Source organism: Kocuria sp. U4B (assembly GCF_054875615.1).
The window spans coordinates 1,773,650-1,793,599 of the sequence record NZ_CM142180.1 but is presented as its reverse complement, the minus strand read 5'-3'; the positions used below and the strand labels follow the sequence as shown (position 1 = coordinate 1,793,599).

Sequence of the window (19,950 nt, the reverse complement as noted above, 5' to 3'; positions counted from 1 at the left end):
CTAGACCGTCCGGGCGCCGCCACCTCGTCGTCGTCCCACCGCCCTGCCGCATTACAAGGAGACCGTCCGTGGAACCCGAACCGCTGGAACCCCTGATCCGCTTCCTGGCCGTGGACCACGCCGCCGACCTCACCGGGCTGTCGGCGCGCATCCCCGGCTCCGGGTTCCTCTGCTACTACCCCAACGACGAGGAGTACGAGGGTTTCCTCGACGGCACCGGCCGGATCTGGCTGCGCGGCGACGACGCCACCCCCGCCCGGGAGCTGCTGGAGGTGCTCGAGCCGCCGTTCCGGATCGCCTACCCCATCGCGCCGGCCGTCACGGCGAACGAGGAGTCGGTGGTCTCCGCCGGCGTGCTGCACACCCCCGAGGAGCTGGACGCCTACCGCGCCCGCTTCGCCGACGTGGACGGGGGCGTGGACGAGGACCACCAGGCCCACGCCGTGGACGCCTCCGGCCAGCACTGGACCCTGATCCTCGGCGCGGAGCCCGGCGTGGTGCTCGCGCTCTGCGTGGGCCGCGACCAGGACGGGACCCCGTTCTCGGAGCAGACCACCTTCGACGCCGCCACCCTGCCCCTGCCCATCACCGTCGTGGAGCTCGACTGAGACAGGGCCTCATGGCGTGACGAGGAGGTAATGCCCGCCCTGGCTCAGAGGAACGGGCGCAGCGGCTTCAGTACGAGCTCCGCGAACCGGGCGGCGGGGTGGCGCTCGTGCCACTGCTCGGCCGTCAGCGTCCGGCAGTTCTCGCTGTCGGCGGCGAAGATCCGCTCCATGTCCGCGGCGAAGGTCTCGTCGTGGATCTCCAGGGTCGTCTCGTAGTTGAAGCCCAGGCTCAGCCGGTCGATGTTGGCCGTGCCCACCATGGACCACTGCCCGTCGATGGTGGCGGTCTTCGCGTGGATCATCGCGTTGCGGTAGAGCAGCAGGGTGATGTCCTCGGCCAGCAGCGCGGAGTAGAAGCCGTGGGCGAGCCAGTCGGCGAGCACGTGGTTGGAGTTCTCGGGCAGGATCACCCGCACGTCCACGCCGCGCCGGGAGGCCTCGACCAGCGCCTCGAGGATCTGCTGGTCGGGGATGAAGTAGGCCGTGGTGAGGTGGATGTGGTGCCGCGCGCGGTGGATCGCGTCCAGGTAGACGCTGCGGATCGGGTAGACCAGGCTCGCGGGGATGTTGTTGATCGACCGCACCCGGGAGTCCCACTCGCCGGGGCTCAGGTGCGGCAGCCGGTGGCGCCGCCGGGAGGAGGGGTGGTTCCACACCGCCGCGAAGGAGTGGCTGAGCTCGAACGCCTCGGGACCGGTAAGGCGCACGTGGGTGTCGCGCCACTCCGTGGCATAGAGCGAGCCGATGTTGTAGCCGCCCACGAACCCGACCTCGTCGTCGACCACGAGGATCTTGCGGTGGGTGAGCCCGCTGGCCTGCACCGGGGTGAGCAGCCGGCGCACCCGCACGGGCGGGACGCGGTAGACGTGCACGTCCGGGTGGAAGCGGTAGAACGAGGCGGGCACCACGAGGTTGCCGAAGCCGTCGTACATCACGTACACCTCGACGCCGCGGGCGGCGGCGTCGTTGAGGGCGTCGCGGAAGGCCCGGCCGACCTCGTCGCCCTTCCAGATGAAGGTCTCCAGCAGGATCCGCCGCTGCGCGCCCCGGATCGCGGCGAGCATGTCCCGGTAGAGGTCCTCCCCGTAGGTGTACGCCGTCGTGCCGGTGCCGGCCACCGTGCCCTCGAAGGTTCCCGGGCGGGGGAAGCCCGTGCGCCGGGCGCGCTTGCGGCGCTGGACCGCGTCCGTGCCCACGAGCGCCGCCACGACGGCGGCCTGCACGGCGCCGAAGCCCACGAGGGAGCGCACGGCGAGCGTGCGGAGGGGGCGCGAGCCGGGTGTGGAGGAGAACAGCATCGGCCCAGCCTATCCGCCCGCCCCGGCCGATCCCCGGAACGCCTGCGCCGGGGAGCGCCCCTCCCGGCTCCCGCGCTGCTGCCGCTCGGCGGTAAAGTCGTGCAGACGCCGTCCCGCCGAGGACACGTCCTCTGCCCCTTGATCCAGGACCGTGACATGACCTGCACCTCGTCGTCCTTCCCGACGATCCCCGCTCTCCCGCCCGTTCGCGACGACAACGGGGATGCGCCCCTCTGCGCCGGGCTCGACATCGGCGGGACCGCGATCAAGTACGCGCTCGTGGACCCGGTCCGCGGAACGACCGTCGGACGGGTGCGCCGCGTGCCCACGCCGTCGCCGGCCACGCCCTCGGCCGTGGTGGGCGCCCTGCGCGGGGTGCTGGAGACGCTGGAGGGCGAGCTGGAGCCGGGGAGGTCCCTGGCCGGCGTGGGGGTCGGCGTGCCGGGCATCGTCGACGACGGCGTGGTGCGCTCCGCCGTCCACCTCGATGACTCCTGGCTGGGCGTGTACGCCCCGCGGCTGCTCGCCGAGGGCCTGGGCCGGGAGGTCGCCGTGCTCAACGACGCCGACGCCGCCGGTCTGGCCGAGATGCAGTTCGGCGCCGCCCGGGGCGCGGGCGGGACCGTCCTGCTGATCACGCTGGGCACCGGGATCGGCTCGGCGCTGTTCCTCAACGGGGTGCTGGTGCCCAACACCGAGCTGGGGCACATCTGGTTCGAGGGCCGCGACGTCGACGGCTGGGCCGGGGCCTCCGCCCGGATCGCGGAGCAGCTGGACTGGCCCACCTACACGGACCGGGTCCAGCGCTACCTGTCCCACCTCGAAGGCCTGATCTCCCCGGACCTCATCGTCCTGGGCGGCGGGATCAGCGAGCGGCAGGAGCAGTTCCTGCCCCAGCTGAGGCTGCGGGCCCGCGTCGTGCCCGCGCAGCTGCGCAACGCCGCCGGCATCGTCGGCACCGCGCTGCAGGCACACCGCGTGGGCGTCGCCGCGCGGTAGCGGCAGGGCGGCAGGTCGGCTACTGTCGGCCTGTCCTCGGAAGCCGCTCAGGGGGAGCGGAACGACCGTCGAGCTGATCACGGAGACACCGTGCCGGCAGCGGCCGGTCGTCGTGCCCGGGGGAAACGGAGGCACCATGCAGCGCAGCTCTCGGCCGTCCACCCACCGCCGCCGCCCGCGGGGCCGGCGCCTCGCGGCCGTGTCGGTCGCCCTGGCGCTCGCCGCGGGCGGAGGGGTCGCCGGTGCGCTCGCGCCCGCCGCCGCGGCCGAGGCTCCCGGCCCTGCCGCCGTCCGCCTCGAGACCCAGCTGCAGGCCCTGGCGGCCCAGGTGCCGGGGGAGCTGGGCTTCGTGCTCCTCGGCCCGGACGGCGCGCCCGTGCTGACCCACAACGCGGACCGCTCCTTCACGAGCGCAAGCCTCTACAAGCTCTTCGTGGCCCACGCGGTCCTCGACCGGGTGGACCGGGGCCTGATCGCCCTGTCGGACACCGTGCCCGGCACGAGCTTCACGGTGGAGGACGCCGTGCGGCGGACGATCACCTGGTCCGACAACGTCTCCGGGGCCGCCCTCGGGCGGTGGCTGGGCTGGAAGGAGGTCGAGGCCTTCGCCCGGGCGAGCGGCTTCGAGTCCACCACCTACGACCCCGACGCGGCGGGCGGCATCGTGCACATGACCACCACGCCCGACGACGTCGCGGACCTCCTCCAGCGCCTGCGCACGGGCGAGCTGCTCTCGGGCCCGTCGGGCGATCTGCTCCTGGGGTTCCTCACCGCGCAGGAGCTCACCTACGCGCTGTCCACGGGACTGTCCGCGGACGTGGAGTTCGCGCACAAGACGGGCCTGCTGGAGCAGGTCTCCCACGACGCCGGGATGGTGCGGCAGGACGGGCGGGAGCACGTCGTGGCGGTGCTGACGGACGGCTGGTCCGGCTACGACGACTCGAAGCCCTGGTTCCAGCGCATGGGACGGGCGCTGGACGACTACGTGCACGCCGCCTGAGCCCGCCGGGCGGGACGGTCCGGCACTGGCCGCCGCTCCGCCCGGAAGGGTTTCGCATTCCGGCAACGCTGGCGTCCGAAAACGAGACTGGTTCCCGCACATTCCGCCCGTCTACCCTCGACTCCATGATGAGACCCGCCGCACACGATGTCGCCCTCGAGCCCCGTCACCTGGCGGAAACACAGGAGAGGTACTTCGCCTCGGGGGCGTTCTTCGCCGAGCTGGCCGACCTCGTGGCCGCCCGCACGGAGAGCGCCGGGGAGGACGCGAGCGTTGCGTGCAGGGCATACCTGAAGGACAGGATGGGCCCGCTCCTCGAGGAGATCGGCTGCACCTGGCGCGTGCTCGAGAACGAGGTGTGCCCCTCCGCCCCCTTCCTCGTGGCCCGCCGCACCGAGGGCGAGGACGTCCCCACGGTGCTGATGTACGGCCACGCCGACGTCGTGGCGGGCCAGGCCGGCCACTGGGGCGAGGGCCGGGACCCGTGGGCGCTGCGCGCCGAGGGCGAGCGCTGGTACGGCCGCGGCGCGGCCGACAACAAGGGCCAGCACCTGATCAACCTCGCGGCCCTGCGGATGCTCGTCCAGCACAAGGGCCGTCTGGGCTTCAACCTGACCGTGCTGATCGAGACGGGCGAGGAGGTCGGCTCCCCGGGCCTGGCCGAGTTCGCGGCGGCCCACCGGGAGGAGCTGCGGGCCGACGTCTTCGTCGGCTCCGACGGCCCCCGCCTGGACGCGGACGTGCCCACCCTGTTCCTCGGCGCCCGCGGCGGGGTGAACCTCACCCTCGAGGCCGACCTGCGCGCCGGCCAGCACCACTCGGGCAACTGGGGCGGGCTGCTGCGCAACGCGGCCACCACCGTCGCCGCCGCGATCGGCACCCTCGTGGAAGGCCACGGCCGGATCACCTGCGAGGCCCTGCTGCCCGCGGAGCTCCCGGCGTCCGTGCGCGCGGCGCTGGCGACGGTCGACGTCGAGGCCCGCGCCGGCGGCCCCGCCGTGGACCGGGACTGGGGGGACCCGGGGCTCGCGGCGGCCGAGCGCGTCTTCGGCTGGAACACCCTGGAGGTCCTCGCCCTCGACGCCGGCGACGCGGACGCCCCCATGAACGCCATCCCGGGCCGGGCCCGGGCCGTGCTGCAGCTGCGGTTCGTGGTGGGCACCGACCTCGAGGGCCTTCCCGGGCGGGTCCAGGCCCACCTCGACGCCCACGGCTATCCCATGGTCCGGGTCCGCGCGGGGACCGCCTTCCCGGCGTCGCGCACCGATCCCGACCACCCGTGGGTGCAGTGGGCCGCGGACTCGGTGCGCCGGCGGGTCGGGGACCGGCTGGCGGTGCTGCCCAACATCGGCGGCTCCCTGCCCAACCACGTCTTCACCGACGTGCTGGGCCTGCCGACCGTGTGGATGCCGCACTCCTACCCGGGCTGCAACCAGCACGCCCCCGACGAGCACCTGCTCGAGCCCCTCGCCCGCGAGGGCTTCGCCATGGCCCTCGGCCTCTTCGACGACCTCGGCGACCCCGCGGGCCGGCCCGCACCGCGGCCCGCCTCCTAGCCCGCCCCGCCGTCCGGCGGCCCTTCCCGACCCACCACCACGGAGACGCACATGACCACCACCGCCCCTCGCGCCGCATCCTCCCCGCCGCCCGGCCTCTCCGGCCGGCGCCGCGTCCGGGCCGTGGCCGCGGCCACGATCGGCAACGCCCTCGAATGGTTCGACATCGCCATCTACGCCCTGTTCGCGGTCTACATCGGGCAGAACTTCTTCCCCGCCGACGACCCCGGGGTCGAGCTGATCCAGACCTTCGCCGTCTTCGGCGTCTCCTACCTCATCCGCCCCCTGGGCGGGCTGGTCCTCGGGTCCTACGCCGACAAGCACGGGCGCAAGGCGGCCCTGGTGTGGACCATCCGCCTCATGGTGCTGGGCACGGCCCTGCTGGCCTTCATGCCCGACTACGACACCATCGGCATCCTCGCCCCCATCGGCATCATCCTGGCCCGGCTGATCCAGGGCTTCGCCGCCGGCGGCGAGTTCGGCGCCGCGACGTCCTTCCTCGTGGAGCAGGACGGGGAGCAGGGGACCCGGCGCGGGTTCCTGGGCAGCTTCCAGTTCGCCAGCCAGGGCCTGGCCACCCTGCTCTCCGCCTCCTTCGCCGCCGGGCTGACCGCGGTGCTCTCCGAGGAGGACATGGTGGGCTGGGGCTGGCGCGTCCCGTTCGTCTTCGGCCTGCTCGTCGGGCCGGTCGGCTACGTCATCCGCCGCTACGTCGACGAGTCCCCGGCCATGAGCGCCGACGACGCCGCCGCGCAGAAGGCGGAGCTGCAGCCCGTCCGCAACCTGTTCCGCCACCAGTGGGGCGGGATCCTCATCGCCGCCGGCGTGCTCGTCGTCTCGACCGCCCTGAACTTCATCCTGCAGTACCTGCCGACCTTCAGCATCAAGCAGCTGGGCCTGAACCCGTCGCTGTCCTTCACGGCGCTGATGATCACCGGGGTGATCCTCACCTTCCTCACCCCCGTGGTCGGGGCGCTGTCCGACCGGGTCGGGCGGCTGCGCATCATGCTGCCCTCGGCGCTGCTGATCGGCGTCTCGGTGGTCCCCCTGTTCGCCTGGCTGATCGCCCGGCCCGCGTTCGGGACCCTGGTGGGCGTGATGATCGTGCTCGGCACGCTCAAGGCCCTGTACTTCGCCGCCCTGCCCTCGGTGATGGCCGACGTCTTCCCCGTGCGCTCCCGGGCCACCGGGCTGGCCTTCAGCTACAACACCGCCACGGCCGTCTTCGGCGGGTTCACCCCCACGATCGCCGCCGCGCTGATCACCCTCACCGGCCAGCAGGTGGCCCCGGGCTACTACCTGCTCGTGGTCTCGATCATCAGCATCAGCGCGCTGCTGGCCGCCGTGCGCGTGCGGGGGATCCGCTGAGCGGAACCCGCCCCGACGAGGCGGCCGTGCCGGGCCCCGGAGCGCTCCGGGACCCGGCGCGGCCGCCGTCCGTCCTCCGCCGCACCTGATTCGAGGACGCCGCCGTGGTCCTCCTCGCCCTCACGGTCGTGCCGCCGGCCGGCGTGCTGCTCTGCGCGCCGGGGCCGTGGTGCCCAACACCGTGCTGGTGACGAACCACCGCCCGGGCCGCTGCCCCGGGCACCGAGTAGCCCACATCACAACCTTTACGGGCGTCACGGAATTGATATGGTGGGGGGCATGACACAGCACGAGGGCCCCGTCTCCGGCGGCGTACGACAGATCGAAGACTCCGTGCGGACGGACTTCCGGGACGCCATGTCCTACGGCCGCTACCTGGACCTGGACCGCGTGCTCGGGGCCCAGCACCCCGTGAGCCGGCCCGAGCACCACGACGAGATGCTGTTCATCATCCAGCACCAGACCACCGAGCTGTGGCTCAAGCTCGTGCTGCACGAGCTGCGGGAGTCCCGCCGGCTGATCGACGCCGGGGACCTCGGCAAGGCGCTCAAGGGCCTGGCCCGCGTCAAGGCGATCCAGCGCACCCTCACCGAGCAGTGGTCCGTGCTGGGCACCCTGACCCCCCGCGAGTACGCCCAGTTCCGCGGCGCCCTGGGCAGCTCCTCGGGCTTCCAGTCCTACCAGTACCGCGCGGTGGAGTTCATCCTCGGCAACAAGCACCGCCGCATGCTCGAGGTGTTCTCCAGCGAGCCCGAGGCGCACGAGCTGCTCGCCACCCTGCTCGAGGAGCCCACCGTCTACGACGTGTTCCTGCGGGCCCTGGCCCGGGAGGGCTACGCCGTGCCGCAGGACGTGCTCGAGCGCGACGTCACCCAGCCGTGGACCTTCCGCGCCGACCTCGTGCCCGTGTTCCGGGAGATCTACGAGTCCGAGGACACCCCCTGGGGCTACTACGAGGCCTGCGAGGACCTGGTGGACCTCGAGGACAACTTCCAGGCCTGGCGCTTCCGTCACCTGCGCACCGTCCAGCGGACCATCGGCTTCAAGACCGGCACCGGCGGCTCCTCCGGCGTCGACTTCCTCAAGCGTGCCCTGGACCTCACCTTCTTCCCCGAGCTCTACGCCGTGCGCACCGAGATCGGCAACTGACCCTCCCCGCTCGCCCGCCGGCCCCGCGCCGGCCCCGACCGAAGGCCCGCCCATGACCTCCACCCCGGCCTCCCCGGCCACCGCGTCCGCCGCGCAGCTCGACGCCGCCGACCCGCTCGCCGGCTTCCGCGACCGCTTCCTCGACCCCGCCGGCGAGCACGTCGTCGCCTACCTCGACGGCAACTCCCTCGGTCGCCCGCTCGCGGAGACCCCCGCCCGGCTCGCCGAGTTCATCGGCACCGAGTGGGGCGAGCGGCTGATCCGCAGCTGGGACGAGCGCTGGATGGACGAGCCCACGGCCCTGGGCGACCGGCTCGGCGCGGTGGTCCTGGGCGCCGGGCCCGGCCAGACCCTCGTCGCGGACTCCACCTCGGTGATGCTCTACAAGCTGCTGCGCGCCGCCCTCGACGGCCGGCCGGGCCGCGACGAGATCGTCGTCGACCGCGACAACTTCCCCACGGACCGCTTCCTCGTCGAGGGCATCGCCGCCGAGCGCGGCGCCCGCATCCGGTGGATCCAGGCCGACCCGGCCACCGGGGTGCGCCCCGACGACGTCGCCGCCGTCGTCGGTCCCCGCACCGCCGTGGTCCTGCTCAGCCACGTGGCCTACCGCTCCGGCTTCCTCGCCGACGCCCCCGCGATCACCGCCCTCGTCCACGACGCCGGGGCCCTGGTGCTGTGGGACCTGTGCCACTCCGCCGGGTCCGTGCCCGTGGAGCTCGACGCGTGGGGCGTGGACCTCGCCGTGGGCTGCACCTACAAGTACCTCAACGGCGGCCCCGGCGCCCCGGCGTTCGGCTACGTCCGCGCCGGGCTCCAGCAGCAGCTCCAGCAGCCCATCTGGGGCTGGATGGGCGCCCACCAGCCCTTCGGCATGTCCCCGGACTACCGGCCCGCCGGGGACGTGCGCCGCTTCCTCACCGGCACCCCGCCGATCCTGGCCATGCAGCCGCTCAAGCACATGGTGGAGCTCATCGCCGAGGCCGGCATGGACGCGGTCCGGGAGAAGTCGGTGCTGCTCACCGAGCGCGCCGTCGTGCTCGCGGACGAGCTGCTCGCCCCGCTCGGCGCCGAGCTGGCCAGCCCCCGGGACCCCGCCGAGCGCGGCTCGCACATCACCGTGAACCACCCGCGCTTCCGCGAGGTGACCGCCGCCCTGTGGGAGCGCGGCGTCATCCCCGACTTCCGCCCCCCGCACGGGCTGCGGATCGGGCTGTCCCCGCTGAGCACCTCCTTCGCCGAGCTGCAGGCGGGCATGGAGGCCGTGCGGGACGCCCTGCTCGAGGTGCAGTGACCACGGTCCTCGACGACATGGTCTCCCGCCCCGGGAGCACCGTGTCCCTGCTGCGCACCGTCGTGGGCCTCTACCTGCGCGACGCCGGGGGCTGGATGCCCGCCCGGGCGCTGCTGGAGCTCATGGCGGCGCTCGGGGCGCCCGCGCCCCAGGCCCGCACCGCGCTGAGCCGGGTCAAGCAGCGCGGCGTCCTCGTGGCCGCGGCCCGCGACGGCCTGCCCGGCTTCGCGCTCGCCGACGGCGCCCGGCCCATGCTGGAGCGCGGGGACCGCCGGATCGACGAGCCGCGCAGCATGGGCCCGGGGGACGACTGGTGCGTGATCGTGTTCTCCGTCCCGGAGGAGGAGCGGGAGCGCCGCCACCAGCTGCGCCGGCGGCTGCGCTGGGTCGGCTGCGGCACCGTCTCGCCCGGGGTGTGGATCTGCCCGGACTTCCTCCGGGACGAGGTCCAGGACATCCTCGCGGAGCTGGGGCTCGCGGACCGGGCGGTGTTGTTCACCACCCGGGGCCTGCCCGCGGCGGCGGACCTGCCGGGGGCGATCGCCCAGTGGTGGGACCTCGAGCACCTGGCCGCGCTGCACCGCGGCTTCCTCGAGAAGTGCTCGGCCGTGCCGGCCACGGCCCCGGCGCCCACCGCCGGGACCTTCGCGGACTACGTCCGGTGCATCGACCACTGGCGGGTGATCCCCTACCTGGACCCGGGGCTGCCCCCCGAGTGCCTGCCGGCGGACTGGCCCGGCGCCGAGGGCGTCCAGCTGTTCCTGCGGATCCGCGACACCCACGCCGGGCCCGCCGCGGCGTTCGTGCGGGGCGTGCTCGCCGCGGGGCTCTCCCCGGAGCTCTCCCCGGCAGGTCCGGCGGAGGGCCCGTCCCGGTCCTGAGCGGTCCCGGGCCATACTGGAGGCCCGGGCGGAGGAGGCGATGACCGTGGTCCAGCTGCTGCCCACGCACCTGCAGTACTTCGCGGAGGTGGCCCGGACGGGCTCCGTCACCGAGGCCGCCGGCGCGCTGCGCGTGGCGCCGTCGGCCATCAGCCGGCAGATCGCCAAGCTCGAGGCCGCCTTCGGGGTGCCGCTGTTCACCCGGCACGCCCGCGGCATGGCCCTCACCGAGGCCGGCGAGGGCCTGCTGGCCTACACCCGGCGGGCCGAGATCGAGACCGGCGCCCTGCTGGCCTCCCTCGGCTCGGGCGCCTCGCCGCGCTCCCAGCAGATCGTCGTGGCGGCCACCGAGGGCTTCGCCCACCGGCTCGTGCCGGCGGCCATGGCCAGGCTGCGCCGGGTCCACCCCCAGGCGTCCTTCAAGCTCCACGTGGTGAGCGCCGACGAGGCCACCCGGATGGTGGTGGAGGGCGCCGTGGACATCGCCGCGACCTACTCCCTGGGCCACACGGACGGGGTGCGCGTCGAGCACACCTCCACGTGGCCGCTGTTCGCGGTGGTCAGCACCGGCCACCCCCTGGCGGGCCGGGAGACGGTGACGCTGGGCGAGCTCGCCCACCACCCGCTGGCCCTGGCGATGCGCGAGACCAGCCAGCGCCAGCTGCTCGACTCGGCGGCCCGCGGCGAGGGCCTGACCCTGCATGCGGTCCTCGAGTGCAGCAGGGTCGCGCCGATCTACGAGTTCGCCCGCTCGGGGGAGGGCGTCGGCTTCATCAGCGAGCTGGGCGCCCGCCCCCGCCCCGACGACGGCCTGGTCCACGTCCGGGTCGACCACTACGTCTTCGGCCAGCGCAGCGCCCAGCTGCAGACCCCGGTCGGGCGGCCCCAGGCGCCGCTGCTGCTCGACTTCCTGCGCCTGCTCATCGTGGAGCTGGACCCGGACTACGTGCCCGAGAAGGCCAGCTCCCTCACCCGGCAGCTGCCGCCGGCCTGACCCCGCGGCCGGCGCCCGCTCACGCGGGGAGCAGCTCCGGGCGCTCGGTGAACTCCAGGCCGTGGGCCTCCCCGACCGAGCGGTGGGTGACCCGGCCCGCGGCGGTGTTCAGGCCGGCGGCCAGGGCGGGGTCGGCCTCCAGGGCAGCGGCGACGCCCCTGTCGGCGAGGGCCACGGCGTAGCGCAGGGTGACGTTGGTCAGGGCGTAGGTGGAGGTGGACGGCACCGCGCCCGGCATGTTGGCCACGCAGTAGAACAGGGTCTCGTGCACGCCGAAGACGGGGTCCTCGTGGGTGGTGGGGCGGGAGTCGGCGAAGCACCCGCCCTGGTCCACGGCGATGTCCACGAGCACGCTGCCGGGCTTCATCGCCGCGACCATCGCGTTGGTCACCAGCTTCGGGGCCCTGGCCCCGGGGACCAGGACGGAGCCGACGACGAGGTCCGCCTCGGTCACCGCCCGCTCGACCTCGTAGGCGTTGGAGGCGATGGTCCTCAGGCGCCCGGCCCAGCGGTCGTCGAGCTGACGGAGCCGGTCGACGTTGATGTCCAGGATGCTCACGTCCGCGCCCAGGCCCACGGCCATCGCCGCGGCGTTGGTGCCGGCCACCCCGGCCCCGAGCACGGTGACCTTGGCGGGGCGCACCCCGGGCACCCCGCCCAGCAGGACGCCCTTGCCGCCGGCGGGGGCGGTGAGGGCGGAGGCTCCGGCCTGGACGGCCAGGCGCCCGGCGACCTCGCTCATGGGGGCCAGCAGCGGCAGGCGCCGGTCGGCGGTCTGGACCGTCTCGTAGGCGATGGCGGTGACCCCGGACTCCAGCAGGGCCCGGGTCAGCTCGGGCTCGGCGGCCAGGTGCAGGTAGGTGAAGAGGACGAGGCCCTCGCGGAAGCGGTGGTACTCCTCGGCCACCGGCTCCTTGACCTTCAGCACCATGTCGGCCCGGGCCCACAGCTCGTCGGCGTCGGCCACGAGCTGCGCGCCGGCGGTGGCGAACTCGAGGTCGGGGATGCCCGAGCCGGTCCCGGCGCCGGCCTCGACGAGTACCTGGTGCCCGTGGGCGACCAGCTCGTGGACGCCGGAGGCGGTGATCGCGACCCGGTGCTCGTTGTTCTTCACTTCACGGGGAACGGAGATGATCATCGGAGGCCTTCCGCAGAAATCGTAGACTGGATGCGTCAACGGTAGATTTCCGCACGGTCTTTGTGACGGTCGCCGCAGATCCTTCGGCAAGTGCCGCCGAACTCGCAGAATGGAACGCACAGTGACCTACCCCACGCGCCCTCCGTCGCAGGATCTGCGGCCGGTTCCCGAGCTCGACGAGCTGGACCGGCGGCTGCTGGGACTCCTGCGCCAGAACTCCCGGATGACCAACCAGGCCCTCAGCGAGGCGCTCGGGGTGGCGCCCTCCACCTGCCTGGCCCGGATGAAGGGGCTGCAGCGCTCCGGGGTGATCCGCCGCTTCACGGTCGAGGTGGACCCGCGGGCGCTCGGGCAGAACATCGAGGCGCTGATCAGCGTGCGGATGCGGGCGGGCGCCCGGCACCTGATGGCCGCCTTCGGGGAGGGGCTGAAGAAGGTCCCGGAGGTCTCCCAGTTCTTCTTCCTGGCGGGCGCGGACGACTTCCTCATCCACGTCACGGCGCGGGACACGGACCACATCCGACAGTTCGTCCTCGAGCACCTCTCCTCGAACCCGGCGGTGGCCGCGACCCAGACCAGCCTGGTGTTCGAGCACGTCCAGGGCTCCGACGACCTCTGACCGGCGGGGCCCGCGGTCCCCGCTCCCCGGAGGGGGCGGGCGGCCGCTAGCTGTACTGACCGGGGACGTTGGTTGAGTAGTTGTGATCCGTTGATCTGATCAGTGGCGCGGGGAGAGCCTCCTGCGGTGGAGTGGAACTGCCTAGGTATCCGTTCACGCACAGGAGGCCCTCGTGTCCCACGCTAACGCCGCGCTGACCCCGCGTCACCGGTTGCAGGTCGCCCAGCTCGTCATCGATCAAGGCGTTCCGATCGCCGAGGTCGCCGCCCGGTTCCAGTGCTCCTGGCCGACCGTCAAGCGCTGGGCGGCCCGGTACGCCGCCGGGGAACCGATGACCGACCGCTCCAGCCGGCCCCGGTCCATGCCCCGGAAGACCCCGGTCGCGCTCACGCGGCGAATCGTCTCGCTGCGGTTGCGCAAGCGGATCGGCCCGGTCCAGCTGGCGGCCGCGACCGGGGTCGCTCCCTCGACCGCGCACCGGGTGCTCACCCGGTGCGGGCTGCACCGGCTGACCCATGTCGACCGAGCCACCGGCGAGCCCGTGCGCCGCTACGAGCACGTCACCCCGGGGGCGCTGCTGCACGTGGACGTCAAGAAGCTCGGCAACATTCCCGACGGCGGTGGTTGGCGCTTCGTGGGCCGCGCCCAGGGCAAGAAGAATCGGGTCGCCACCCCGGACAAGCCGAAGAACCGGTACCACCACCCGAAGATGGGGCACGCGTTCGTGCACACCGTCATCGACGACCACTCCTTCAGTGGCCTACGCCGAGGTCCACGACGACGAGACCGCCGCGACCGCTACCGCCGTGCTGGCCCGGGCCGTGGCCTGGTTCGCCGATCGCGGGATCACCACCCGGCGGGTGCTATCGGACAACGGCTCGGCCTACGTCTCGCACCGGTGGCGCGAGACCTGCGCCGAGCTGAAGATCCGGCACATCCGCACCCGGCCGCGCCGGCCGCAGACCAATGGCAAGATCGAGCGGTTCCACCGCACCCTGGCCGACGGGTGGGGCTATGCCCGCTGCTACACCAGCGAGGCAGAGCGTCGACAAGCCCTGGCAGGATGGCTCCACGAGTACAACCACCACCGCCCCCACACCGCCTGCGGAAACAAACCACCCATCACCCGCTTGACCAACCTGTCCGGTCAGTACAGCTAGCTGCGGCCGACGGCGTCCAGGACCTCGGCGCGGAGCCGGTCCAGGTCCACGGGCTGACCCTCGTGGAGCCCGTGCGCCCGGACCCAGGCGCGGGCGGCGCGCCACACCTCGTCGCAGCCGGCCTCGACCTCCGGGTGGGCCGCGCCGATGCGGGTCTGGGCCGGGTGCTCCGGGCCTTCGCCGGCGAAGAAGAGGACCGAGACCGGGTTGGAGCCGAGCCCCACCACGCCTCGGACGGCCACGATGACGCGGCCGTGGAAGCAGTCACCGGGGTGGAGGTCCCAGGCGCGCCGGACGGTCGCGCAGTCCGTGCCCGCGAGGCGGGACGCGGAGCGGCTCGTGCCCGGTGCCGACGACGCGTCGTGGTCCTGGCGCCGCTCCTGGATGCTGTCCTGCCGCAGGAGCCGGGGGAGCTGTGCTTCCGAGCCCATCGGGGGCCTCCTTCACCGGTCGTAGGAGGACCGGTTCCTCCGCCGGGGCGGCGTGGAGCGCGGACGGTACGAGCAGGAGGAAGGGGGTCTACTGGAGGCACCGGCAACGGTTCCGGGCGTGCAGCGGGAAGAACGGTCTGACCCCTTCAGCATTCCCCGATCGGCCGGGCGGTGGAACCGTTGGCGGAATTGTTTCCTACAACAAATCGGCACCGGTCCCGAGAGCGCCGCCGGATCTCAGGGGAGCAGGCGCTCCAGCAGGTCCCGGCAGGTCCGGTAGGCCTCCTGGTCCGGGTCGATCACCGCGAAGTGGTCCCCGCCCACCTCGTGGAGCTCGGCGGGATCGCCGGCCGCGCGGGCCGCGGTCACGTAGTCCGCCGACAGGGCGAAGGGCACGGCGTCGTCGGTGCGGCTGTGCACGGCGTGCACGGCGGTCCCGATCGGCAGCGCGCGCGCCGGGTCGGCCAGGGCGAAGGGCCGCTCCAGCTGCGCGGACGTGCCGCCCATCAGGTTCCGGGCGGCCTGCTCGCTGAGGCCCAGCCGCTCGGCCGTGGCGAGGTCCAGCACGCCGGCCTGGCTCACCACACCCGCCAGGGTCACCGCCGGCCGGGCTCCGGGGGCGTCCGGGGGCAGCGTGTGCCGTCCGGCCGCCCACACCGCCAGGTGCCCGCCGGCCGAGTGCCCCAGCGCCACGACCCGGTCCAGGTCGAGGCCGCAGCGGCCGGCGATCGCGGCGAGGTGGTCGATGCCGGCGGCGACGTCCTCGAAGGTCCGGGGCCACCCGCCGGCGCCGGTCGCCCCGTCGGTGCCGGCGCGGCGGTACTCGAGGTTCCACACCGCGAACCCGTGCTCCACGAGGTCCTCGGCCACCGGCACGCCCAGCTCTGCGGTGTACTTGTCCCGCCAGTAGCCGCCGTGGACGACCACCACGGTGCCCCGGGAGGAGCGCCCGCCGCGGTCCGGCAGGTGCAGCCGGCCCCACTGGTCGGGGTGGGGGCCGTAGGAGTGCTGCTCCACCGGCGGCCGTCTCCGGCCGGACGGGGCCTGGGTCATCGTGGGACTCCCTCCGGGATCGCGGTGGCGGGCAGGGGGCGCCGGCTTCCGCCCCACCCCACTCTAGGGGCGAGGTCTCCCCCCGGCGCGGACCCTCCCGTGCCGTCCCCCGTCACGGACGAGGGGCTCGCGGCCGGCGACGGGCCGTGGCAGCAGCGGCCCGCTGCTCGGGCCTGCCCGCCGGGGGGCTCGATAGGCTGGGGGCATGCCTGTTGAACAGAAAGCTCAGATCGGTGTCACCGGCCTTGCGGTGATGGGGGCGAACCTGGCCCGCAACTTCGCCCGGCACGGCTACACCGTGGCCCTGCACAACCGTTCCGTCGGCAAGACCGACGCCCTCCTGGCCGCCCACGGGTCGGAGGGGTCCTTCATCCGCACCGAGACCCTCGCCGAGCTCGTCGACGCCCTGGAGTCCCCGCGCCGGATCCTGGTGATGGTCCAGGCCGGGGCGGCGGTGGACGCGGTGATCGAGGCGCTGGTGCCGCTGCTGGCGGAGGGCGACATCATCATCGACGGCGGCAACTCCTACTTCCAGGACACCCGCCGCCGCGAGCGGGAGCTGGCCGCCCAGGGCATCGACTTCGTCGGTGTCGGGGTCTCCGGCGGGGAGGAGGGCGCCCTGAACGGGCCCTCGATCATGCCCGGGGGCCCGGCCAAGTCCTACGACGCGCTGGGGCCGCTGCTGGAGGACATCGCGGCCAAGGCCGTCGACGGCGCCCCGTGCTGCGCGTGGATCGGCCCCGACGGGGCCGGGCACTTCGTGAAGATGGTGCACAACGGCATCGAGTACGCCGACATGCAGGTCATCGGGGAGGCCCACGAGCTGCTGCGGGCGGTGGCCGGGCTGGAGCCGGGGGCCCAGGCGGAGGTCTTCGCCCGGTGGAACACCACGGAGCTGGCCTCCTACCTGATCGAGATCACCGCCCACGTGCTGGCCCAGGTCGACGCCCGCACGCAGGGCCCGCTGGTCGATGTGATCGTGGACGCGGCCGGGCAGAAGGGCACCGGGCGCTGGACGGTGCAGGAGGCCCTGGAGCTGGGCTCCCCGGTGACCGCGATCGCCGAGTCGGTCTTCGCCCGGGCGCTGTCCTCGGCCGAGCCGGCGATGCGCCGGCAGGCCCAGCAGGTGCTGCCGGCCGGGATCGGGGGGACCACCGAGGACGTGGTGGGTGACCCCGGGTTCGTGGAGGACGTGCGCAAGGCCCTCTACGCCTCCAAGCTGGTCTCCTACGCCCAGGGCCTGGACATGCTCACCATGGCCGGGGAGGCCTACGGGTGGGACCTGGACCTGGGGGCGATCGCGTCGCTGTGGCGGGAGGGGTGCATCATCCGGGCGCAGCTGCTGGAGGTCATCATGGCCGCCTACGCCGGGGAGCAGGCGCCGGCGAACCTGTTGTTCGCCCCGCAGTTCGTCACCGCGATCGAAGAGGCCCTGCCGGCGTGGCGGCGGGTGGTGGCCCGGGCGGTGGAGCGGGGGATCCCGGCCCCGGTGTTCTCCTCGACCCTGGCCTACTACGACTCCCTGCGCCGGCCGCGGCTCAACGCCGCGCTGACCCAGGGGCTGCGCGACTACTTCGGGGCCCACACCTACCGGCGCGTGGACCAGGCCGAGGGCGTGTTCCACACCCTGTGGTCCGGGGACCGCACCGAAGTCGTCTCCTGACCCCACCCGACCCGGGCCTGCCCCCACATCCCGGCGCCGCAGGAGAGCCCGCCCCGCACACGGGGCGGGCTCTCCTCGATCCGCTCCGGCCTGAGCGGGCCGGGCGGGCACGACGGCCAGGCGCCGCAAGCACCCGATCGGCCGGCGGCACGGTCCACGACCGGTGGGCGGCACCCGGGCAGGGGCGGGGATGGTGCACAGAAGTATCAGTTCGCCGGGGATTTCCCGGCTAGTGTCATGGGTCACACCTTCGTAGATTTGAGGGCACCGGGCACCACCGGAACATCTTTCCGCTCGTCAGGTGCCTCTCCACCCGGTGTCCACGAAGGAGTGCCTCCGCATGTTCGGCATGCCGCGCCGCCTGCTCTTCGGCTATCTCGCCCTCGCCGTCTTCATGACCGGTGATGGTTTTGAGCTCACGTTCCTGTCCCGTTTCCTCGTCGAGAACGGCTTCTCGCCCACCCAGGCCGGCCTCGTCTTCACCGTCTACGGACTGGTGGTCGCGTTCTCCGCCTGGACCACCGGCGTGCTGGCCGAGGTCGTCGGCGCCAAGCGCCTGATGGTGCTCGGCGGCGTGCTGTGGATGGTCCTGCACGTCCTGTTCCTCACCGTGGGGCTGCAGAGCGTCGTCGGCACCATCCTCATCTACAGCCTGCGCGGGGTCGCCTACCCGCTGTTCATGTACTCCTTCGTGGTGCTGATCGCCCAGTCGGTCCACCCCGGTCGCCTGGCCTCGGCCATGGGGTGGTTCTGGGCCTCCTTCTCCCTGGGCATCGGCGTCATGGGCGCCTACGTGCCCAGCCTCCTGGTCCCGCGCATCGGCGAGTACGCCACCCTGTGGGCCTCGCTGCTGTTCGTCGCGGCGGGCACGGTGATGTGCGCCTTCCTCGTCCCGGGGGCGCCCAGGGAGGTGGACCTCTCCCAGAAGCTCCACGGCGAGGAGCGCACCCGCGAGCTGCTGCGCGGCGTGACCATCCTGGTGGAGAACCGGCAGATCGCGCTCTCCGTGGTCATCCGGGTCCTGTGCAACCTCACGCTCTACGCCTTCCCGATGATGATGCCGCTCTACCTGACCACCGGCGAGATCGGCGGCCAGGCGTGGTTCTCCCTGCCCGAGTGGATGACCCTCTGGGCGATCATGAACACCATCACCATCGGCGCGAACATCGTCTGGGGCCGGCTCGGCGACCGCTACGGCTGGATGCGCCAGATGCGCTGGTTCGGCTTCGGCGGCATGGCCCTCGCGGCCCTGGCCTTCGCCTACTTCCCCGTCTGGTTCGGTCCCAGCTTCCCGATGATGGTCGTCCCCGCCGTGGTCTTCGCCCTCTCGGTGACCGCCTTCGTGCCCATGGGCGCGATCTTCCCGGCCCTGGCCCCCGAGCACCGCGGCGCCGCGATCTCGGCCCACAACCTCGCCTCCGGGCTCACCACGTTCATGGGCCCCGGCATCGCCACCCTGCTGCTGCCGGTCCTCGGCCCGGTGGGCGTGTGCTGGGTCTTCGCCGGCCTGATGGTCCTGGGCACCGTGACCACCTTCTTCATCCACCCGCCCCAGCCCGGCATCACGGCCGAGAACGGCCGGATGCTCCCGCGCCGCGAACGCCTCGCCGCCGCCTGAAAGGACCTGAGACCATGAACCCCACGACGCTCACGAACCCCACCAGCCCCACCACCGTCCCGACCCCGCAGGAGAGCACCATGGACGCCGTCGTCCTCGAACGCCAGCACGAGATCCGGGTCCGGCCCGTCCCCGGGCTGCGCCCCGTGGGCCCCGGCGAGGTGCGCATCGGCGTGCACACCGTCGGCATCTGCGGCAGCGACGTCCACTACTTCACGCACGGGAGGATCGGCCCCTACGTCGTCGAAGCACCGATGGTCCTCGGCCACGAGGCCTCGGGCACGGTGCTCGAGGTCGGCGAGGGGGTCACGCACCTGGCCGTGGGCGACCGGGTCTGCATGGAGCCGGGCATCCCGAACCCCCGCTCCCGCGCCTCCCGCCTCGGCATGTACAACGTGGACCCCGACGTGCAGTTCTGGGCCACGCCCCCGGTGCACGGCTGCCTGCAGCCGGAGATCCTCCACCCCGCCGACTTCACCTACAGGCTGCCCGAGCAGCTCTCCCTGGAGGAGGGCGCGCTGATCGAGCCCTTCGCGGTGGCGGTGCACGCGGCGACGAAGGCCCGGATCGCGCCCGGCGACGTCGTCGCCGTCGTGGGCGCCGGCACGATCGGCGTGCTCACGGCCGTCGCGGCCGCGGCGAGCGGCGCGTCCCGCGTGTACATCTCGGACGTGGCCCCGGAGAAGTTCGCCCAGGTCGAGGCCTATCCGACGATCCACCCGGTCGACGCCACCCGGCAGGACCTCGGCGAGGTGGTCCGCGAGGCCACCGGCGGCTGGGGCGCCGACGTGGTGTTCGAGGCCAGCGGCAGCCCGCGGGTCTTCGGCTCCCTGTGGGAGGTCCCCGCCCCGGGCGGGACGGTCGTGCTGGTGGGGATCCCGGTGGACCCGGTGCCCCTGGACATCGCCGCGGCCCAGGCCCGGGAGCTGCGGATCGAGACCGTCTTCCGCTACGCCAACTCCTACCAGCGGGCCATCGAGCTGGCGGCCTCCCCGGCCGTGGACCTCAAGGCCCTGATCAGCGCGACCTATCCCCTCGAGGAGGCCGTCGCCGCGTTCGAGCGCGGTGCCGAGGGCCGGTCCACCGACACGAAGATCCAGATCCGCGTGGCGGGCGCCTGA

At 73.3% G+C, this 19,950-nt stretch carries 17 protein-coding genes and 1 pseudogene; 14 read left to right on the top strand and 4 right to left on the bottom strand.

Annotated elements, in window-relative coordinates; all coding sequences use genetic code 11:
• Window positions 1-68: 68 nt before the first annotated feature.
• Window positions 69-608 carry a hypothetical protein gene (locus ACYSMR_RS08515; protein WP_461747934.1) on the top strand — a complete coding sequence of 180 codons (540 nt, stop codon included), beginning with the start codon at window positions 69-71 and terminating at the stop codon, window positions 606-608.
• Between the two features lie 44 nt (window positions 609-652).
• On the opposite strand, the gene ACYSMR_RS08510 is transcribed toward ACYSMR_RS08515, so the two are convergent.
• Complete coding sequence (locus ACYSMR_RS08510) at window positions 653-1,906, bottom strand: phospholipase D-like domain-containing protein (protein WP_251332856.1); 1,254 nt, start codon at window positions 1,904-1,906, stop codon at window positions 653-655.
• A gap of 156 nt (window positions 1,907-2,062) precedes the next feature.
• Here ACYSMR_RS08510 and ppgK point away from each other — a divergent pair, with 156 nt between their 5' ends.
• From ppgK to ACYSMR_RS08470, 8 genes are all read left to right on the top strand, one after another.
• A complete protein-coding gene (ppgK, locus tag ACYSMR_RS08505; protein ID WP_251332855.1) occupies window positions 2,063-2,905 on the top strand; it encodes a polyphosphate--glucose phosphotransferase in 843 nt (280 codons plus the stop codon).
• A 136-nt stretch (window positions 2,906-3,041) separates the two neighbouring features.
• Window positions 3,042-3,905, top strand: coding sequence for a serine hydrolase (locus tag ACYSMR_RS08500; protein ID WP_461747933.1), 864 nt, complete (start codon window positions 3,042-3,044; stop codon window positions 3,903-3,905).
• A gap of 125 nt (window positions 3,906-4,030) precedes the next feature.
• Window positions 4,031-5,461 (top strand): M20 family metallopeptidase, encoded by a 1,431-nt coding sequence (locus tag ACYSMR_RS08495; RefSeq protein WP_461747932.1) that lies wholly within the window; start codon window positions 4,031-4,033, stop codon window positions 5,459-5,461.
• A 51-nt stretch (window positions 5,462-5,512) separates the two neighbouring features.
• On the top strand, window positions 5,513-6,829 hold the full coding sequence (locus ACYSMR_RS08490; protein WP_461747931.1) for an MFS transporter: 1,317 nt from the start codon (window positions 5,513-5,515) through the stop codon (window positions 6,827-6,829).
• 279 nt (window positions 6,830-7,108) lie between these two features.
• Window positions 7,109-7,978: a tryptophan 2,3-dioxygenase gene (kynA, locus tag ACYSMR_RS08485; RefSeq protein WP_461747930.1), complete on the top strand. Its 870-nt coding sequence runs from the start codon at window positions 7,109-7,111 to the stop codon at window positions 7,976-7,978.
• Window positions 7,979-8,030: 52 nt separating this feature from the next.
• Window positions 8,031-9,272, top strand: coding sequence for a kynureninase (locus ACYSMR_RS08480; protein WP_251332850.1), 1,242 nt, complete (start codon window positions 8,031-8,033; stop codon window positions 9,270-9,272).
• Entirely contained in the window at window positions 9,269-10,153 is an 885-nt protein-coding gene (locus ACYSMR_RS08475; protein WP_461747929.1) for a PaaX family transcriptional regulator, read from the top strand. Before ACYSMR_RS08480 ends, ACYSMR_RS08475 begins: the two co-directional genes overlap by 4 nt.
• Window positions 10,154-10,193: 40 nt before the next feature.
• Window positions 10,194-11,147: a LysR family transcriptional regulator gene (locus ACYSMR_RS08470; RefSeq protein ID WP_251332848.1), complete on the top strand. Its 954-nt coding sequence runs from the start codon at window positions 10,194-10,196 to the stop codon at window positions 11,145-11,147.
• A gap of 19 nt (window positions 11,148-11,166) precedes the next feature.
• Here the strand turns inward: ACYSMR_RS08470 and ald are convergent, their stop codons facing one another.
• Window positions 11,167-12,285 (bottom strand): alanine dehydrogenase, encoded by a 1,119-nt coding sequence (ald, locus tag ACYSMR_RS08465; protein ID WP_461747928.1) that lies wholly within the window; start codon window positions 12,283-12,285, stop codon window positions 11,167-11,169.
• A 121-nt stretch (window positions 12,286-12,406) separates the two neighbouring features.
• Here ald and ACYSMR_RS08460 point away from each other — a divergent pair, with 121 nt between their 5' ends.
• Entirely contained in the window at window positions 12,407-12,904 is a 498-nt protein-coding gene (locus ACYSMR_RS08460) for an Lrp/AsnC family transcriptional regulator (protein ID WP_461747927.1), read from the top strand.
• 172 nt (window positions 12,905-13,076) lie between these two features.
• Window positions 13,077-14,064 (top strand): annotated as a pseudogene (locus ACYSMR_RS08455) (IS481 family transposase).
• Here ACYSMR_RS08455 and ACYSMR_RS08450 read toward each other — a convergent pair.
• A complete protein-coding gene (locus ACYSMR_RS08450; protein ID WP_251332845.1) occupies window positions 14,061-14,495 on the bottom strand; it encodes a hypothetical protein in 435 nt (144 codons plus the stop codon). The pseudogene ACYSMR_RS08455 and the gene ACYSMR_RS08450 overlap by 4 nt on opposite strands.
• 237 nt (window positions 14,496-14,732) lie before the next feature.
• Window positions 14,733-15,548 carry an alpha/beta hydrolase family protein gene (locus ACYSMR_RS08445; protein ID WP_461747926.1) on the bottom strand — a complete coding sequence of 272 codons (816 nt, stop codon included), beginning with the start codon at window positions 15,546-15,548 and terminating at the stop codon, window positions 14,733-14,735.
• 205 nt (window positions 15,549-15,753) lie between these two features.
• Between ACYSMR_RS08445 and gndA the strand changes: the two genes are divergently transcribed.
• The 3 genes from gndA (at window position 15,754) to ACYSMR_RS08430 (ending at window position 19,950) form a co-directional block, all read left to right on the top strand.
• On the top strand, window positions 15,754-17,211 hold the full coding sequence (gene gndA / locus ACYSMR_RS08440; protein ID WP_461747925.1) for an NADP-dependent phosphogluconate dehydrogenase: 1,458 nt from the start codon (window positions 15,754-15,756) through the stop codon (window positions 17,209-17,211).
• Between the two features lie 340 nt (window positions 17,212-17,551).
• The gene (locus ACYSMR_RS08435; protein WP_309125874.1) at window positions 17,552-18,829 is read left to right on the top strand and encodes an MFS transporter; all 1,278 of its coding nucleotides are present in this window, start codon (window positions 17,552-17,554) and stop codon (window positions 18,827-18,829) included.
• 14 nt (window positions 18,830-18,843) lie between these two features.
• The gene (locus tag ACYSMR_RS08430) at window positions 18,844-19,950 is read left to right on the top strand and encodes an NAD(P)-dependent alcohol dehydrogenase (protein WP_309125875.1); all 1,107 of its coding nucleotides are present in this window, start codon (window positions 18,844-18,846) and stop codon (window positions 19,948-19,950) included.

Excerpts from the sequence above, each read along its gene's own strand:
- ACYSMR_RS08510 (WP_251332856.1), bottom strand. The coding sequence starts at position 1,906 with ATGCTGTTCTCCTCCACACCCGGCTCGCGCCCCCTCCGCACGCTCGCC.
- ACYSMR_RS08500 (WP_461747933.1), top strand. The coding sequence starts at position 3,042 with ATGCAGCGCAGCTCTCGGCCGTCCACCCACCGCCGCCGCCCGCGGGGC.
- ACYSMR_RS08445 (WP_461747926.1), bottom strand. The coding sequence starts at position 15,548 with ATGACCCAGGCCCCGTCCGGCCGGAGACGGCCGCCGGTGGAGCAGCAC.
- kynA (WP_461747930.1), top strand. The coding sequence starts at position 7,109 with ATGACACAGCACGAGGGCCCCGTCTCCGGCGGCGTACGACAGATCGAA.
- gndA (WP_461747925.1), top strand. The coding sequence starts at position 15,754 with ATGCCTGTTGAACAGAAAGCTCAGATCGGTGTCACCGGCCTTGCGGTG.
- ACYSMR_RS08435 (WP_309125874.1), top strand. The coding sequence starts at position 17,552 with ATGTTCGGCATGCCGCGCCGCCTGCTCTTCGGCTATCTCGCCCTCGCC.
- ACYSMR_RS08430 (WP_309125875.1), top strand. The coding sequence starts at position 18,844 with ATGAACCCCACGACGCTCACGAACCCCACCAGCCCCACCACCGTCCCG.
- ACYSMR_RS08470 (WP_251332848.1), top strand. The coding sequence starts at position 10,194 with ATGACCGTGGTCCAGCTGCTGCCCACGCACCTGCAGTACTTCGCGGAG.
- ACYSMR_RS08480 (WP_251332850.1), top strand. The coding sequence starts at position 8,031 with ATGACCTCCACCCCGGCCTCCCCGGCCACCGCGTCCGCCGCGCAGCTC.
- ald (WP_461747928.1), bottom strand. The coding sequence starts at position 12,285 with ATGATCATCTCCGTTCCCCGTGAAGTGAAGAACAACGAGCACCGGGTC.
- ACYSMR_RS08450 (WP_251332845.1), bottom strand. The coding sequence starts at position 14,495 with ATGGGCTCGGAAGCACAGCTCCCCCGGCTCCTGCGGCAGGACAGCATC.
- ppgK (WP_251332855.1), top strand. The coding sequence starts at position 2,063 with ATGACCTGCACCTCGTCGTCCTTCCCGACGATCCCCGCTCTCCCGCCC.
- ACYSMR_RS08495 (WP_461747932.1), top strand. The coding sequence starts at position 4,031 with ATGATGAGACCCGCCGCACACGATGTCGCCCTCGAGCCCCGTCACCTG.
- ACYSMR_RS08490 (WP_461747931.1), top strand. The coding sequence starts at position 5,513 with ATGACCACCACCGCCCCTCGCGCCGCATCCTCCCCGCCGCCCGGCCTC.